The sequence below is a fragment of the Raineya sp. genome, from assembly GCF_053497555.1.
In genome coordinates this window covers 1-13,477 of the sequence record NZ_JBRCWE010000079.1, presented here as the reverse complement: position 1 = coordinate 13,477, position 13,477 = coordinate 1, and the positions used below count along the sequence as shown (strand labels likewise).

10 protein-coding genes are annotated in these 13,477 nt (G+C 39.8%); 7 read left to right on the top strand and 3 right to left on the bottom strand.

Annotated features, from left to right (window positions below; translation table 11 throughout):
• The first annotated feature begins 380 nt into the window (after nt 1–380).
• Nucleotides 381–1,775 (top strand): aspartate kinase, encoded by a 1,395-nt coding sequence (locus ACWITO_RS10580; protein WP_448529963.1) that lies wholly within the window; start codon nt 381–383, stop codon nt 1,773–1,775.
• Here ACWITO_RS10580 and ACWITO_RS10575 read toward each other — a convergent pair.
• From ACWITO_RS10575 to ACWITO_RS10565, 3 genes are all read right to left on the bottom strand, one after another.
• Complete coding sequence (locus ACWITO_RS10575) at nt 1,767–4,040, bottom strand: SpoIIE family protein phosphatase (RefSeq protein WP_448529962.1); 2,274 nt, start codon at nt 4,038–4,040, stop codon at nt 1,767–1,769. The two genes, ACWITO_RS10580 and ACWITO_RS10575, sit on opposite strands and share 9 nt — an antisense overlap.
• 126 nt (nt 4,041–4,166) lie before the next feature.
• The gene (locus ACWITO_RS10570) at nt 4,167–4,343 is read right to left on the bottom strand and encodes a hypothetical protein (protein ID WP_448529961.1); all 177 of its coding nucleotides are present in this window, start codon (nt 4,341–4,343) and stop codon (nt 4,167–4,169) included.
• Nucleotides 4,344–4,437: 94 nt separating this feature from the next.
• Nucleotides 4,438–6,699: an NADP-dependent malic enzyme gene (locus ACWITO_RS10565; RefSeq protein WP_448529960.1), complete on the bottom strand. Its 2,262-nt coding sequence runs from the start codon at nt 6,697–6,699 to the stop codon at nt 4,438–4,440.
• A gap of 169 nt (nt 6,700–6,868) precedes the next feature.
• On the opposite strand from ACWITO_RS10565, the gene ACWITO_RS10560 reads away from it, so the two are divergent.
• The 6 genes from ACWITO_RS10560 to gcvP all read left to right on the top strand — a co-directional run bounded on the left by ACWITO_RS10560 (nt 6,869) and on the right by gcvP (nt 13,414).
• Complete coding sequence (locus ACWITO_RS10560; RefSeq protein WP_448529959.1) at nt 6,869–7,087, top strand: hypothetical protein; 219 nt, start codon at nt 6,869–6,871, stop codon at nt 7,085–7,087.
• An 11-nt stretch (nt 7,088–7,098) separates the two neighbouring features.
• Nucleotides 7,099–7,224 (top strand): hypothetical protein, encoded by a 126-nt coding sequence (locus ACWITO_RS10555; RefSeq protein ID WP_448529958.1) that lies wholly within the window; start codon nt 7,099–7,101, stop codon nt 7,222–7,224.
• Between the two features lie 127 nt (nt 7,225–7,351).
• Entirely contained in the window at nt 7,352–8,548 is a 1,197-nt protein-coding gene (locus ACWITO_RS10550; protein WP_448529957.1) for an LptF/LptG family permease, read from the top strand.
• A gap of 5 nt (nt 8,549–8,553) precedes the next feature.
• The gene (locus ACWITO_RS10545) at nt 8,554–9,510 is read left to right on the top strand and encodes a DMT family transporter (protein ID WP_448529956.1); all 957 of its coding nucleotides are present in this window, start codon (nt 8,554–8,556) and stop codon (nt 9,508–9,510) included.
• Nucleotides 9,511–9,568: 58 nt separating this feature from the next.
• A complete protein-coding gene (locus tag ACWITO_RS10540) occupies nt 9,569–10,384 on the top strand; it encodes a hypothetical protein (protein WP_448529955.1) in 816 nt (271 codons plus the stop codon).
• Between the two features lie 129 nt (nt 10,385–10,513).
• Nucleotides 10,514–13,414 (top strand): aminomethyl-transferring glycine dehydrogenase, encoded by a 2,901-nt coding sequence (gene gcvP / locus ACWITO_RS10535; RefSeq protein WP_448529954.1) that lies wholly within the window; start codon nt 10,514–10,516, stop codon nt 13,412–13,414.
• The last annotated feature ends 63 nt before the right edge of the window (nt 13,415–13,477 follow it).

Below are 13,477 nucleotides of genomic sequence, written 5' to 3'. Positions count from 1 at the left end.
TTAAAAGTTTTAGTATGCAAAATTGAGGCACTTTTTTTTGAAAAATTTTGCTTTTTAAGCCGATAAAATTAACTTTGATAAATAAAGTTTTTCTGAAAAAGCCTTGCAACTCACTTTCATTTTTGAAGTCAAATTCTATGTCTTAAAAGGTTACTTTGAAAAAAAAAGTGGCTTTTTTGGGTATTTGAAATGAGTTTTGAAAATCAAAGTATCACTTTTTGAGAAGATTAGACAATGAAAAGGTAGCTTGTAACGTTTTGCTGAAAAATTGTAATTTTTAGAATGGAAGCAAAAAACCAAAAAGAGCCAAATTTTGAACATAAATAGGACGAAAAATCTTTATTTTTACGGCAATTCCTTCAACCTAAATTAAAAAATTTATGCTTACTGTGGAAAAAATCGGCGGAACGTCTATGTCCGCTTTTGGCGAAGTTTTGCAAAACATCATTCTTTTTAATCCCAATCGTATCTACAACCGAATTTATGTAGTTTCGGCATATTCGGGGGTAACCAATTGGCTGCTGGAAGATAAGAAAACCAAAGAGGCAGGTATCTATCATTTTTTTGTAAAAAAGCAGAATTATGCTCAAAAATTAGAGGAACTGAGTTTGAAACTGCAAGAAATGAATGCTACCTACCAACATTTAGGATTAGAGGTAGCAGTAGCCAATGATTTTATTCAGAAGCGTATCAGTGATGCTCAAAAGTATTTGGAGAGTTTGGCAGATGTTTTGGCTTCGGGCTATTTGCCGCAAGAAAACATTTATCAGGCGGCAAGAGAAATATTAGCTTCTATCGGAGAGAGCCATTCAGCTTTTAATGCTGTCAATATTTTACAAAACAAAGGCTATAAAGCTACACTTATAGATTTGAGCGGCTTTCACGATTCCGAGCCGCTAACGATTGATGAGCGTATTAGAAAATACCTGGCAGGCATAGATTTTAATCAGACCATTTGCATTGTTACGGGCTATGCCAAGGGTATAGAAGGTATTATGAGAGAATTTGACAGAGGTTATTCCGAAGTTACTTTTAGCAAAGTAGCAGTGCTTGTAAAAGCCGATGAAGCCATTATCCACAAAGAATATCATCTTTCTTCTGCCGACCCCAATATTGTAGGCGTTGAAAACTGCCGCCCCGTAGGAATGACCAACTATGATGTAGCTGACCAACTCGCTGATGTAGGAATGGAGGCTATTCACCCCAAAGCCTCAAAACCTTTGGAAATAAATGGCATCAATTTGCGTATCAAAAACACCTTTGAGCCTACTCACGAAGGTACGCTGATTACTAAAAACTATGTATGTCCTGAAAGTCGTGTGGAAATTATTACAGGCTCGGATAAAGTAATGATTTTAGATATTCACGACCCGCTAATGGTAGGCTCGGTAGGCTACGATTTGCGTATAATGCAAGAGCTTGAAAAGCATAGCGTAAGTTATATTTTCAAGACTACGAGTGCCAATAGTATTTCAATGGTAATTTGGGAAAAAGATGCCAAAAAGGAGCTATTAGAGGCTTTGCAGAACAAATACGAAGCTGTAACTATACAAGAAGCGGCTTTGGTGTGCTTGGTAGGTACTAATATTCACCAGCCGGGCATTTTGGCTCGTACAGCCCAAGTGCTTGCCGAAAATGCTATCAATATTCTGAGTGTGGGTTGTGCTTTACGTCAAGTGAATATTCAGGTGGTAGTAGAAAGGCAGTATTTTCGCAAGGCAATCAGTTTGCTCAATCAGTGCTTTGCAGAAAGAGAAGCGGTTTTTTCAAAGTAAAACACCCATTACGGCAATATCATCAATTTGTTCCTCGCCGCCTCTCCAAGTTTCTACAAAATCCGAAAGAATTTTTTGCTGTTCTTGGAGGGGCTTGTGCATATTTTCGGCAATGAGTTCAATGAAGCGTCTTTTACCAATTTTTCGATGTTCTGAATTAAATTGGTCAATATAGCCATCGGAAAACAGATAAACGAGGGTAGAAGGAGCTAAAATTCTTTCTTGCTGTGTAAAGATTTTTTCAATGTGTGTATTGTAACCTCCAATGTTGTAGCGGTCAGTTCGGATTTCTTCCAAATTTTCCTGCGAGCTTATCAGAATGAAAGTTTTAGCTCCTCCGATAACAAGTTTGCGAGTAGCGGGATACCAAACGCAAATGGAAATATCCATTCCATCGTGGTTGTGGGTTTCTTGCTGATGCAAGAATTTGATAACACTTTTATCAAGCTCTTGTAGAATTTGGGCAGGTTCGTGAATATGCTTGTCAAAAATGATTTGGTCTAAAAGCGTAACAGCCATAATGCTCATTAGGGCACCGGGAACGCCGTGTCCTGTGCAGTCGCCTAAAACAATAATAGTAGCTTGATTTTGCTGGGTAACATAATAAAAATCTCCACTGACTATATCTTTGGGCTTGTAAAGAATGAAATAGTTTTGCAAAGCCTTTTTTAAGCGATTTTCATAAGGCAAAAAAGTTTTCTGAATACGCTCTGCATACAAAATACTATCCATTACGTCTTGGTTTTTGATAGCCAGGGCTTCATTGATAGCTAAAATTTCTTCATTTTTTTCTTGTAGCAAGGCAGTTTGTTTCTGAATTTTGAGCCTGCTCAGAAGGGTAACAATCCCTAAAACAACACTGATAAGGGAAATGATAGCAGAAATAACCAAAAACAACTCTCTCTGTTTGATTTCTTTTTTGAGTTTGTCGTTTTCTAGCTCTTCTTTTTGCACTTCAAATTCGGCATTGAGCATTGCTACTTGTTGGGTATTTGTTACTTTATTGATTGAGTCGGAAAGGTGTATGAATTCTTTTTGCATTTTAAGAGCTTCGGCATATTTTCCTGTTTTCTCAAAAAGTTCTGCTTGAGTTTGCAAAATATTTCTGCGAGAAATGTTGATGAGAATAGGGTTGAGAATGAAAATATCTTTGTTTCGTGCATTGAGAATACTATCTGCCTTGAAAGCATTTTCTTGGGCTTTGCGAAGGTTGCCTTTTTTCAGATAATAGTTTGCTATTTTGTTATGTCCTGCTACTACTATGCTCCAATCTTGGTGTTTGTAGGCATTGTTCAGGTATTCTTGAAAGTACGTGTAGGAGCTATCTACATAGCCTTTTTTTAGGAGTATATCTCCGATATTCCCTTTGGGCAAGCTCACCCAAAAATCTAACTTTTCTTTTTTGGCAACTTCAATAGCTTTCAGGTAATAAGGCATAGCCTCGTCATATTTTTCCTGACGAAAATACATCAGTCCGATATTGTTCAGAATTCGGGCGTATGGGTAATGGTATTGTTCGTTTTTAGCAAATTTTTCTGCAAGGATTTTTTCTAATTTTCCCCAATACAAGATAGCTTTTTCGTAATTGGAACTTCTATAAAAAATACTTCCCAAAATATCGTAGAGCTCAATAATTTGCCCAATAGATACCTGATTAGGGTGAGCTTCTACGAGTTGGTTAGCTCTTAAAAAATGTTTAAGACTTTGCTTAAAATCCCCTTTTCGCTGTCCGGTGTATATGGCTAAATTAGTTTCAAAAAATACCAAAGCCGGATAGCAGTTGTATTTTTCTACTTTTTTGAGGGAAAACTTGAGCAAAGTTTCAATAATATCAAAATCTTGCTTTCTCCCTGAAAGTATATCGGGCAAGATACCTAATAAGGTATAATATTGGCAGGTTTTGTTGTGTTTGGCAGTAACTTGGAAAACTTTATCCAAATATTTTTCTGCAATGAGCAGATTGCTATCGTTTTTCAGATACCAATACGCCAAGTAGTTTAGGTAAGAAATGTAATATTTTATGGAATTGGTGTCTGATTGGGCTTGTTCTTCTAATCGTGAGCTGATTGCTATGGCAATTTCTTTACTAATACTTGGGTCAGAGTTATCCACCAAAAAATCGTTGAGTTGATAGGCTATATCTTTGGTGAAAATATTTTTTTGTATTACATTCCAAGTAGAATCAACGATTTTGGGGATAGCAGGCTTTTGAGCATACGTGAGGCTGTTCCACAAAAAGAGTATTAGAGCTATCCGATAAAGCATTGCCTTGAAAGGTGAAAACTTTTGCGAGATTAAAAGTAGTTTTTTTTTGCAAGAAAGCAAAAAAATACCTAAGTAAGTTTTTTATTTAGCTTACTTAGGCAAGTTGAGTTATCTTACCACTTTTGTTTAAGATTTTACAAAAGTGAAGGTAATGTAGAGAATATGCTTATCAGCTACAAGTTCTACGTTGGAATGGGTTTCTTTGATTTGCCACCCATTTTTAAGCATATCTTCTACCTCCTTGAAATCTACGGCAGTGGTTTGGGTAAGATTTACCGCTTTGTTGATGACTTTGGTTTCCATACAATTGAATAAAGCGTTTGTTTAATAACACATTTTCAGCAAAAATAGTCTTTTTTCTTGGATTTTTTTTGACAAAGTAAGAAAAAACACAATTTTATCCGTGTTGTTGGGCATCTACAACGGCAATGGCAATTACATTTACAATTTCGCTTACCGAGCTACCCAGTTGCAAGATATGAACAGGTTTGTTCATACCCAATAATATAGGTCCAATCGTATCGCAATTGCCTACTTCCTGCAAAAGGCTAAAAGAGATATTACCTGATGAAATTCCCGGAAACACAATGGTATTGCACTCTTTTTCTGCCAAAATACTGAACGGATATACTTCTTTGAGAAAATCGGGGTTTAGGGCGATATGAGGCTGAATTTCACCATCTATGATTAAATCGGGGTAGCGTTTTTTACAAATGGCAAGCACCTCCTGCATTTTGCTGGGGATTTCTCCCTGTGCCGCTCCAAAATTGGAATAGGAACCCAAAGCAATATGAGGCTCAAAACCGAAAAACTCTACCCCTCGCTTTACCAGCCCAACAATTTCCACAAGTTCTTCTACCGAAGGGCGTTCATTTACAGCAATATCTGCAAAAAATAGGGTTCTACCTTTGTTAATAACAATGCCCATTCCCGCTACCAGTTCATTGGCTCTGCCTCCAATTACACGCAAAGCAGGGCGAACCGCTTTTACAAAATCTCGGCTCATACCCGAAATGAAAGCATCAGCTTCACCAAGTTCTACGAGCATAGAGCCGAAGTAGTGTCGCTCACGCATCAGTTTTTGAGCCTCGTAGCGGGTCATACCTTTGCGTTGGCGTTTGTTGTACATTATTTCTGCAAAATCCAAAATTCTATCTTCGTGTTCTTGGGGGTCTATGATAGTGAAGCCATTGAGGTCAATAGAATGTTTTTCTGCAACTTCTTCAATTTCTTTTTGATTGCCGAGCAAAATAGGAATAGCGATGCCTTCATCGGCTACAATGCGGGCAGCTTTGAGAATTTTATGGTGGTCGCCTTCGGCAAAAACTACCCTTTTGGGATACATCTTGGCTTTTTGAATGATGCCATTCATCAGTTTTTGGTCAATGCCAAGTTTTTCGGAGAGTTGTTGTTTGTAGACTTCCCAATCGGTAATGGGTTGGCGAGCTACTCCCGACTCCATAGCGGCTTTGGCAACCGCAGGAGCAATGGTAGTAATAAGACGAGGGTCTATGGGTTTGGGCAAGATGTAGTCTTTACCGAATTTCAAATCGTTTTTGTTGTAGGCTTTTTTAACCATTTCAGGAACAGGCTGTTTGGCAAGTTCGGCAATGGCATAAACGGCGGCGAGTTTCATTTCCTCGTTTATTTTGGTAGCTCTTACGTCCAAAGCACCTCTGAAAATATACGGAAATCCAAGTACATTATTGACTTGGTTGGGGTGGTCGGAGCGTCCCGTTGCCATAATTACATCAGGGCGGGTTTTGATAGCCAAATCGTAAGCAATTTCGGGGTCGGGGTTGGCACAGGCAAAAACTATGGGCTTTTCTGCCATAGAAAGAAGCATTTCGGGAGTTACTACATTGCCTTTGGAAAGTCCTAAAAACATATCTGCTCCTTTCATAGCCTCTTCCAAAGTATTAAGGTCTCTATCAGTAGCAAATTCGGCTTTGGTGGCATCTAAACCTTCTCTGCCTTTACGGATAACTCCTTTGCTATCCAGCATTACGATATTTTCTTTTTTTACACCAATAGCCACATACAATTTGGTACAAGAAATAGCCGAAGCACCTGCTCCATTGACAACCACTTTTATTTCCGAAAGTTTCTTACCTACAAGTTCTACGGCACCCAGCAATGCCGCCGCAGTAACGATAGCCGTTCCGTGCTGGTCATCGTGCATTATAGGAATGTTCATTTCTTCTCGCAGGCGAGTTTCTATTTCAAAACATTCGGGGGCTTTGATATCTTCCAAATTGATACCTCCAAAAGTGGGTTCAAGTGATTTGACAATTTCAATGAACTTTTTGGGGTCTTTTTCATTGATTTCAATATCAAACACATCAATTCCTGCAAATTTCTTAAAAAGCACTCCTTTCCCTTCCATTACAGGTTTGGAGGCTTCTGCACCAATATCGCCTAAACCCAAAACAGCCGTACCATTGGAAATAACAGCTACCAAATTGCCTTTGGCGGTGTATTTATACACTTCTTCTACTTTCTGGGCGATTTCTTTGCAAGGCTCTGCCACACCGGGCGAGTAAGCCAAAGCTAAATCAATTTGTGAAATGAGCGATTTGGTAGGTACTACTTCTATTTTCCCTGGTTTGCCTTTGGCGTGATAATCAAGAGCATCTTCGCGGCGTACTTTGATGGACATAGTTTGGTAAGTTTTAGTATTTTTTGCTATGCCAAACTACAAAAAGCCTCAAAAAAACCAAAATTTTTCTTGGTTTTTTACAAGAGTTTTTTTCAAAAACTTTTTTGCTCCACAAAAAATTTACGGAGTAGAACAATTACTTTGCTAAAGTAAAACAAAACCTTTTTCTATGGAAAAATTCCAAACTTGTAGGGAAAATAAACTGCAAAATGCCTTTGAAAGTATTATTCAGAAGCATAAACAAAACTTTGGCAAAGATTTTGCGATACGTTGGTTAGAGGCAAATCCGCAAGAAAATTTGGTAGTGGCTTTGCTTCGCAAAGAGCTGAAAAGACAAGTGGAGTTAGTACAAGAACTTTCAAGACAAATCAAGGAACATCAACTCTAAAAATGATCACTATGAAACTTGTAGAAAATCGGACAGCCACAGCCCCCCAAAAAGAGCCTCAAAAGGCTAAAAAGCAGGAAACTACCCAACAGCGTTCCCAAAGGCAAGAAGAACGCTATCAGCCAAGAGTAGATTAGTAGGCTTTTAGGCAAAAATATTCTTTTCAAATCTTTTCCCAAGATTGAAGCAATTTCTTTTCTTTGTAGCAACAAACAAAAAACGGCAAAATTTTTGCTTGCAATTTCCTGACCTTCCTTGTTGGCTATGAAAATTCTGGATTGGTATGTGTTCAGAAAGTTTGTAAAAACTTTCTTTTTTGTTATTCTGATTTTTGTAATGGTAGTGCTTATCATTGATATTGTGGAAAAAATTGAGTATTTCCGCAAAATGAAGCCTACTTGGGTGGAAATCATCACGCAGTTTTATTTCAATTATATTCCTTACCTCATCAATTTGGTTAGCCCCCTGCTGATTTTCATTGCGGCGGTATTTGTTACGGCTCAAATGGCTTCTCGTACCGAAGTAGTTGCCATTTTGAGTGCAGGTGTTACTTTTTGGCGATTTTTCAGACCTTTTTTGCTGGCTTCTACCATTTTTGCGGCGATTACTTTTGTTCTTACAGGTTGGATTATTCCCAATGCCAACAAGGTGCGAGTGAATTTTGATATAGAACATATCAAAGGAAAAGACATCAAAGCCTATCGCAACTTACACATAGGCATAGCCCCTAACGTATATGCGTATATGCAAGACTATCAAAGTTATTCGCAAGTGGGATACCGTTTTACTTTGGAGAAAATTCAGGGGAATAAACTTTTAGAAAAATTAGAAGCCCCTACCATTGCTTGGGATACCACCAAACGTAAGTGGCGTTTGGATAGATACGTTTTGCGTAAATTTAATGGAGAAGAGGAAGAGCTCGTTTTTCATAATACCCCTGTGGATACTACCCTGAATATCAATCCCGAAGACTTTGCAGATAAGCATTTATTTCAGGAAAAGTTAACTTTTGATGAATTGGACGCATACATTGCTCTGCTTCGTCAGCGTGGTTCGGAAGGAGTAGATTTGTACATAACGGAAAAATATGCCCGCTATACTTATCCTTTTGCCGTGATAATACTCACTTTTTTTGGGGTGTTAATGGCTTCACGAAAAAATCGTAGAGGTGTGGGAGCTCAAATTGCATCGGGTTTTGTGCTGGCTTTTGTGTATATTCTTTTTTATATTTTAGCCACCAAAGCCATAGCCACCAGTGGCACAATGCCCCCTTTGGTGGCAGTTTGGCTACCCAATACAATCTTTGTCCTTTTAGGTTGGATAATGTACCGAATAATGATACTCAATGATGAAAAACTAAAAAGAATTGTTACAGGAGAATTTTTGAAAGATTGGCAAACGACTTTTAGACTGAAAACGCAAATTATCTCAAAACAAAAAATCTCGGAAGTTTCAAATTAGCTTTTATGCAAAAACCCACGCTCAAAGATTATTTTCTTTTGCACCTGATTGTACTTATCTGGGGCTTTACGGCTATTTTAGGCGATAAACGATTGGTATCTTTAAGCTCGCTGATGGTTGTTTTTTACAGAACGCTCATTACTTCCTTGGCTTTTGGAGTGTGGTTTTGGTGGGCAAAAAAGCCTATACAACTGCCCACAAGAGATTTTTGGAAAATACTTGGAACAGGGGGCATTATTGCTGTGCATTGGCTACTTTTTTTTGGAGCTTCGCGGGTTTCTAATGTTTCTATATGCTTGGTAGGGCTTGCTACCACTACCTTTTGGACTAGCCTCTTGGAGCCTCTTTTTTACAAACGAAAATTCCGAACCGTTCAGATTTTTCTGGGAATTGTTACTTTTGCAGGTATTTTTCAGGTGTTTAGTGCTGAATTTGACTACGCCGAAGGCTTTGTATTAGGTATGCTTTCGGCATTGGCAGGGGCAGTATTCAGTGTTTTCAATTCCAAATTTATTCGCCGCTACGACCAATTTACGATTACTTTTTACGAAATGATAGGTGCTTTTCTGACCATTACACTATTTTCACTTATTTGGGGGGCGGTAGGTTTGGAAAGCCTCAAACTTTATCCTACGGATTGGGAATGGCTATGGATTGGCATTTTGGCTCTGGTTTGTACGGTTTTTGCCTACCCGATGGGCGTGAAACTAATGAAAAAATTTTCGGTTTTTGCAGTAAATCTGACGGTAAATTTGGAACCTGTCTATGGTATTTTGCTGGCTTTTGTGATTTTTGGGGAAAAGGAAAAAATGTCTGCTAATTTTTATTTGGGGGCGAGCATTATTTTGCTTGCGGTATTTTCTTATCCCCTGATGACGTATATGTCGGCACAGCGTAAGAAACGCAAAGAACTACTCACCAACATTACAATTTTAGAGCCAACAGCTAAAAATAAACTTTAAAGAGTTTTTCATAATTTCTTTTGAATAGTTTATACTTGAGTAGAAATTCAAAACAGCTATGCAAAAAAACTTCTTGCAACTTTTGTTTTGTTTGGGTATATTGTATGCAGGGGCAGAACCTACCAAAGATACCATACAGAAAAGTAGCACACTCTCGTATTTATTTGCCAAACCTGAATGCCTCTTAAAACCTGAAGTGCGTCCTTTTATCACAGATGATGCCCGTGTGGTAGGAAACCAATTGTTTCAGATTGAAACTTGGGGGCGTTTGGATAAAGCCAACTTACAATGGTGGGTACTTGCCGCCTACGGACCTACCCCTTGGTTAGAACTGACAACAGGTTGGGTGAAAGGGGCTGACTTTGAGCCTGAACGTGGTTTTGCTTATGCTTTGCCACTCATTCAAGCCAAATTTTTACTCAAAGAGTACAAGCCCAATCAAATGCCCGGTTTTGGTTTGGTATTGGGTACTTTTTTGCCTCACGGGCAAGGTTCTTTCAAACCACCCGGTTATGGCACTTTTGGCTTTCTGACCATTACGCAGAGTTTGGGAGAAGGCGATAAATTTCTTTTTCACGGGAACGTAGGCTTCAATTACTTGCACGTTGCAGGAGAGCATCAATGGCTCAATACTTGGGGCATTGGAACACAAATCAAAACTTATGGCGGCTTTCATTTGGTAGGGGAAATGTTTTCAGGCGACCCTTACGTGCCAGGTTCAGGGACTTCTTTTCAGGTAGGTTTCAGACACTTTTTTAGCGATGATTTGCAAATAGATGCTACCATAGGCAAAGGTATTGCTGGGGACGAAATCTTGCCCCTTTGGGTAAGTGCAGGCGTAAGAATGGTATTCCATTGGTTTGAAAAAAAGTAGAAAACTTCGTTCTTATCAAAATTTTACGGGTTTTGATGTTTTTTCAAGTGAAAAATATCAAACCCAAAATTTTTTGTATCTTTGCCAAACATTTTTTTGCAAGAAACATCAAGAACTCTTTTCAAAGCAATGAAAATCAATATCCTGCAAACCGAAAAATTTGAAAATCGCCATCACGGCTATTTTGGTGATGACTTTGTGGCGATGCTTCAAGCCGTTGGAGTAAATTCATTAGAGGAACTAGTAGAGCAAACGGTTCCTGCCTCTATTCGCCTCAAAAAACCTTTACAACTTCCCCAAGCTCTATCGGAGTCTGAATTTTTAGCTCATTTCAAAAAAATAGCTCAAAAAAATAAAATTTTCAAGTCTTATATCGGAATGGGCTATTATGATACCCATACGCCTACCGTGATACTACGAAATATTTTAGAAAATCCTGCTTGGTACACTGCTTACACACCTTACCAAGCTGAAATCGCTCAAGGTCGTTTGGAGGCTCTCATCAATTTCCAAACAATGGTCATAGACCTTACAGGAATGGAAATTGCCAATGCTTCTTTGCTCGATGAAGCCACTGCCGCCGCCGAGGCAATGACTATGCTACTGGCTCAACGCAAAAATGAAAAGAAAAACGCCAATACTTTCTTTGTTTCCAAAGATGTATTTCCTCAAACCCTTGATGTACTTTATACCCGAGCCACCCCCCTCAATATCCGAATTGAGGTAGGAGATGTCTTGAATTTAGACCTTACGCGTCCCGATTTGTATGCGGTGCTTTTGCAATATCCCGACCAAAACGGCGAAGTCTATGACTACACGCATTTTATCGCTTCCGCCAAAGAGCAAAATGTAATGGTAGCCGTTGCTACGGATTTGCTTGCTCTTACACTGCTCAAATCGCCCGGCGAAATGGGTGCAGATGTAGTAGTAGGTAGCTCTCAACGCTTTGGCGTACCAATGGGCTATGGCGGACCTCACGCCGCATTCTTTGCAACCAAAGACGAATACAAGCGAAATATACCGGGCAGAATTATCGGTGTTTCCGTAGATGCCCAAGGCAACAAAGCCTATCGTATGGCTTTGCAGACTCGCGAGCAACACATTCGCCGTGAAAAGGCAACTTCCAACATCTGTACGGCTCAGGTTTTACTTGCCGTAATGGCAGGAATGTACGCCGTTTATCACGGACCCAAGGGGCTCAAACTAATTGCGGAAAGAACTTTCGGACTTACCGAACTGCTCAAACTTTCCTTACAAAAAGCTGGTCTGGAAGTTATCAATCAAAATCATTTCGATACGCTCAAAATTAGGGTGCAAAACAAAGAAGCTATCCGCAGAGAAGCTGAAAAACAAGAAGTAAATTTCCGCTATTTTGCCGATAACCACATTGGAATAGCTCTGAACGAAACCACGACACTGGCTGATGTAGAGCAAATCATTGCGATTTTGGCAAGTGCCGAAGGCAAAAATATAGTTTTGGATAAAAACTTGGTAGAAAATATCACGCTTGCTCTGCCCGAAAATCTTATCCGTAAAACATCTTACCTGAGACACCCTGTTTTCAATAGCTACCATACCGAACACGAGATGCTTCGGTATATGAAGCAATTGGAAAGCAAAGACCTTTCTTTGGTACATTCAATGATTTCTTTGGGTAGTTGTACAATGAAGCTCAACGCAACTACCGAAATGATACCTGTAACTTGGGCAGAATTGGGTAAAATTCACCCTTTTGCACCGCAGGAGCAGGCTTTGGGCTATCAAGAAATGATTGATACGCTTTCGGCTTGGCTGGCTGAAATTACAGGCTTTGATGCTGTAAGTATGCAACCCAATTCGGGTGCCCAAGGCGAGTATGCAGGGCTAATGGTGATTCGGGCTTACCACGAAAGCAGGGGCGAAGGACACAGAAACGTAGCTCTCATTCCTGCTTCGGCTCACGGCACTAATCCTGCTTCGGCAGTAATGGCAGGTATGCAGGTAGTTGTCGTAAAAACAGACGAGAGCGGAAATATTGATATTGCAGACCTTAGAGCCAAAGCCGAACAGCACAAAGAGAACCTTTCTTGCCTAATGGTAACTTACCCTTCTACCCACGGCGTTTTTGAGGAGAGTATCCAAGAAATTTGTGAGATAATTCATAGCTTTGGCGGACAGGTGTATATGGACGGAGCGAATATGAATGCCCAAGTGGGGCTTACCTCGCCTGCCGCCATTGGGGCAGATGTTTGCCATTTGAATTTGCACAAAACCTTTACCATTCCTCACGGCGGAGGCGGTCCGGGTATGGGACCTATTTGTATGAAAGCCCATTTAGCTCCTTTTATGGCAAAGCATTTCACCATTTCTCAAAAAGAGGGTAGCAATGGAGCGGTTTCGGCGGCACCCTTTGGTAGTGCTTCTATTTTAGCCATTTCTTATGCTTATATTGCTATGATGGGGGCAGAAGGACTTACAAGAGCAACACAAATGGCGATTTTGAACGCTAACTACATCAAAGAACGCCTCAAAGGGCATTACGAGGTGCTGTATTCGGGAAAAAATGGTAGAGCCGCCCACGAAATGATTTTAGATTGTCGTCCTTTCAAGGCTTTTGGGGTTGAAGCCGAAGATATTGCCAAACGCCTTATGGATTATGGCTTTCACGCTCCTACGCTTTCTTTCCCTGTGGCAGGTACGCTAATGGTTGAACCCACCGAAAGCGAAAGCAAAGCCGAACTTGACCGCTTCTGTGATGCGATGATTGCCATTCGCAACGAAATTCGTGAAATTGAACAGGGCAAGTATGATTCCAAAAATAATGTCTTGAAAAATGCTCCTCACACTGCCTCTGTTGCTTTGGCTGATACCTGGAGCTATACTTATTCACGTGAAAAAGCGGTTTATCCATTGCCTTTTGTGAAAAAAGCAAAATTCTGGCCTTCTGTAAGTCGTATAGATAGTGCCTATGGCGATAGAAACCTTGTTTGCAGTTGTATTCCTGTGGAAGCGTACAGCCAAGAAACTCAAAGTGCTGAGGCTACGGCTTGATGTACCGCCCCGCAAGGATTTTAGAAAAAATTAGTTAGTCGTCCCTTAAAAAGTATCTAATAG

Coding starts and splice junctions, on each gene's coding strand:
- ACWITO_RS10580 (WP_448529963.1), top strand. CDS start 381: ATGCTTACTGTGGAAAAAATCGGCGGAACGTCTATGTCCGCTTTTGGC.
- ACWITO_RS10575 (WP_448529962.1), bottom strand. CDS start 4,040: ATGCTTTATCGGATAGCTCTAATACTCTTTTTGTGGAACAGCCTCACG.
- ACWITO_RS10570 (WP_448529961.1), bottom strand. CDS start 4,343: ATGGAAACCAAAGTCATCAACAAAGCGGTAAATCTTACCCAAACCACT.
- ACWITO_RS10565 (WP_448529960.1), bottom strand. CDS start 6,699: ATGTCCATCAAAGTACGCCGCGAAGATGCTCTTGATTATCACGCCAAA.
- ACWITO_RS10560 (WP_448529959.1), top strand. CDS start 6,869: ATGGAAAAATTCCAAACTTGTAGGGAAAATAAACTGCAAAATGCCTTT.
- ACWITO_RS10555 (WP_448529958.1), top strand. CDS start 7,099: ATGAAACTTGTAGAAAATCGGACAGCCACAGCCCCCCAAAAAGAGCCT.
- ACWITO_RS10550 (WP_448529957.1), top strand. CDS start 7,352: ATGAAAATTCTGGATTGGTATGTGTTCAGAAAGTTTGTAAAAACTTTC.
- ACWITO_RS10545 (WP_448529956.1), top strand. CDS start 8,554: ATGCAAAAACCCACGCTCAAAGATTATTTTCTTTTGCACCTGATTGTA.
- ACWITO_RS10540 (WP_448529955.1), top strand. CDS start 9,569: ATGCAAAAAAACTTCTTGCAACTTTTGTTTTGTTTGGGTATATTGTAT.
- gcvP (WP_448529954.1), top strand. CDS start 10,514: ATGAAAATCAATATCCTGCAAACCGAAAAATTTGAAAATCGCCATCAC.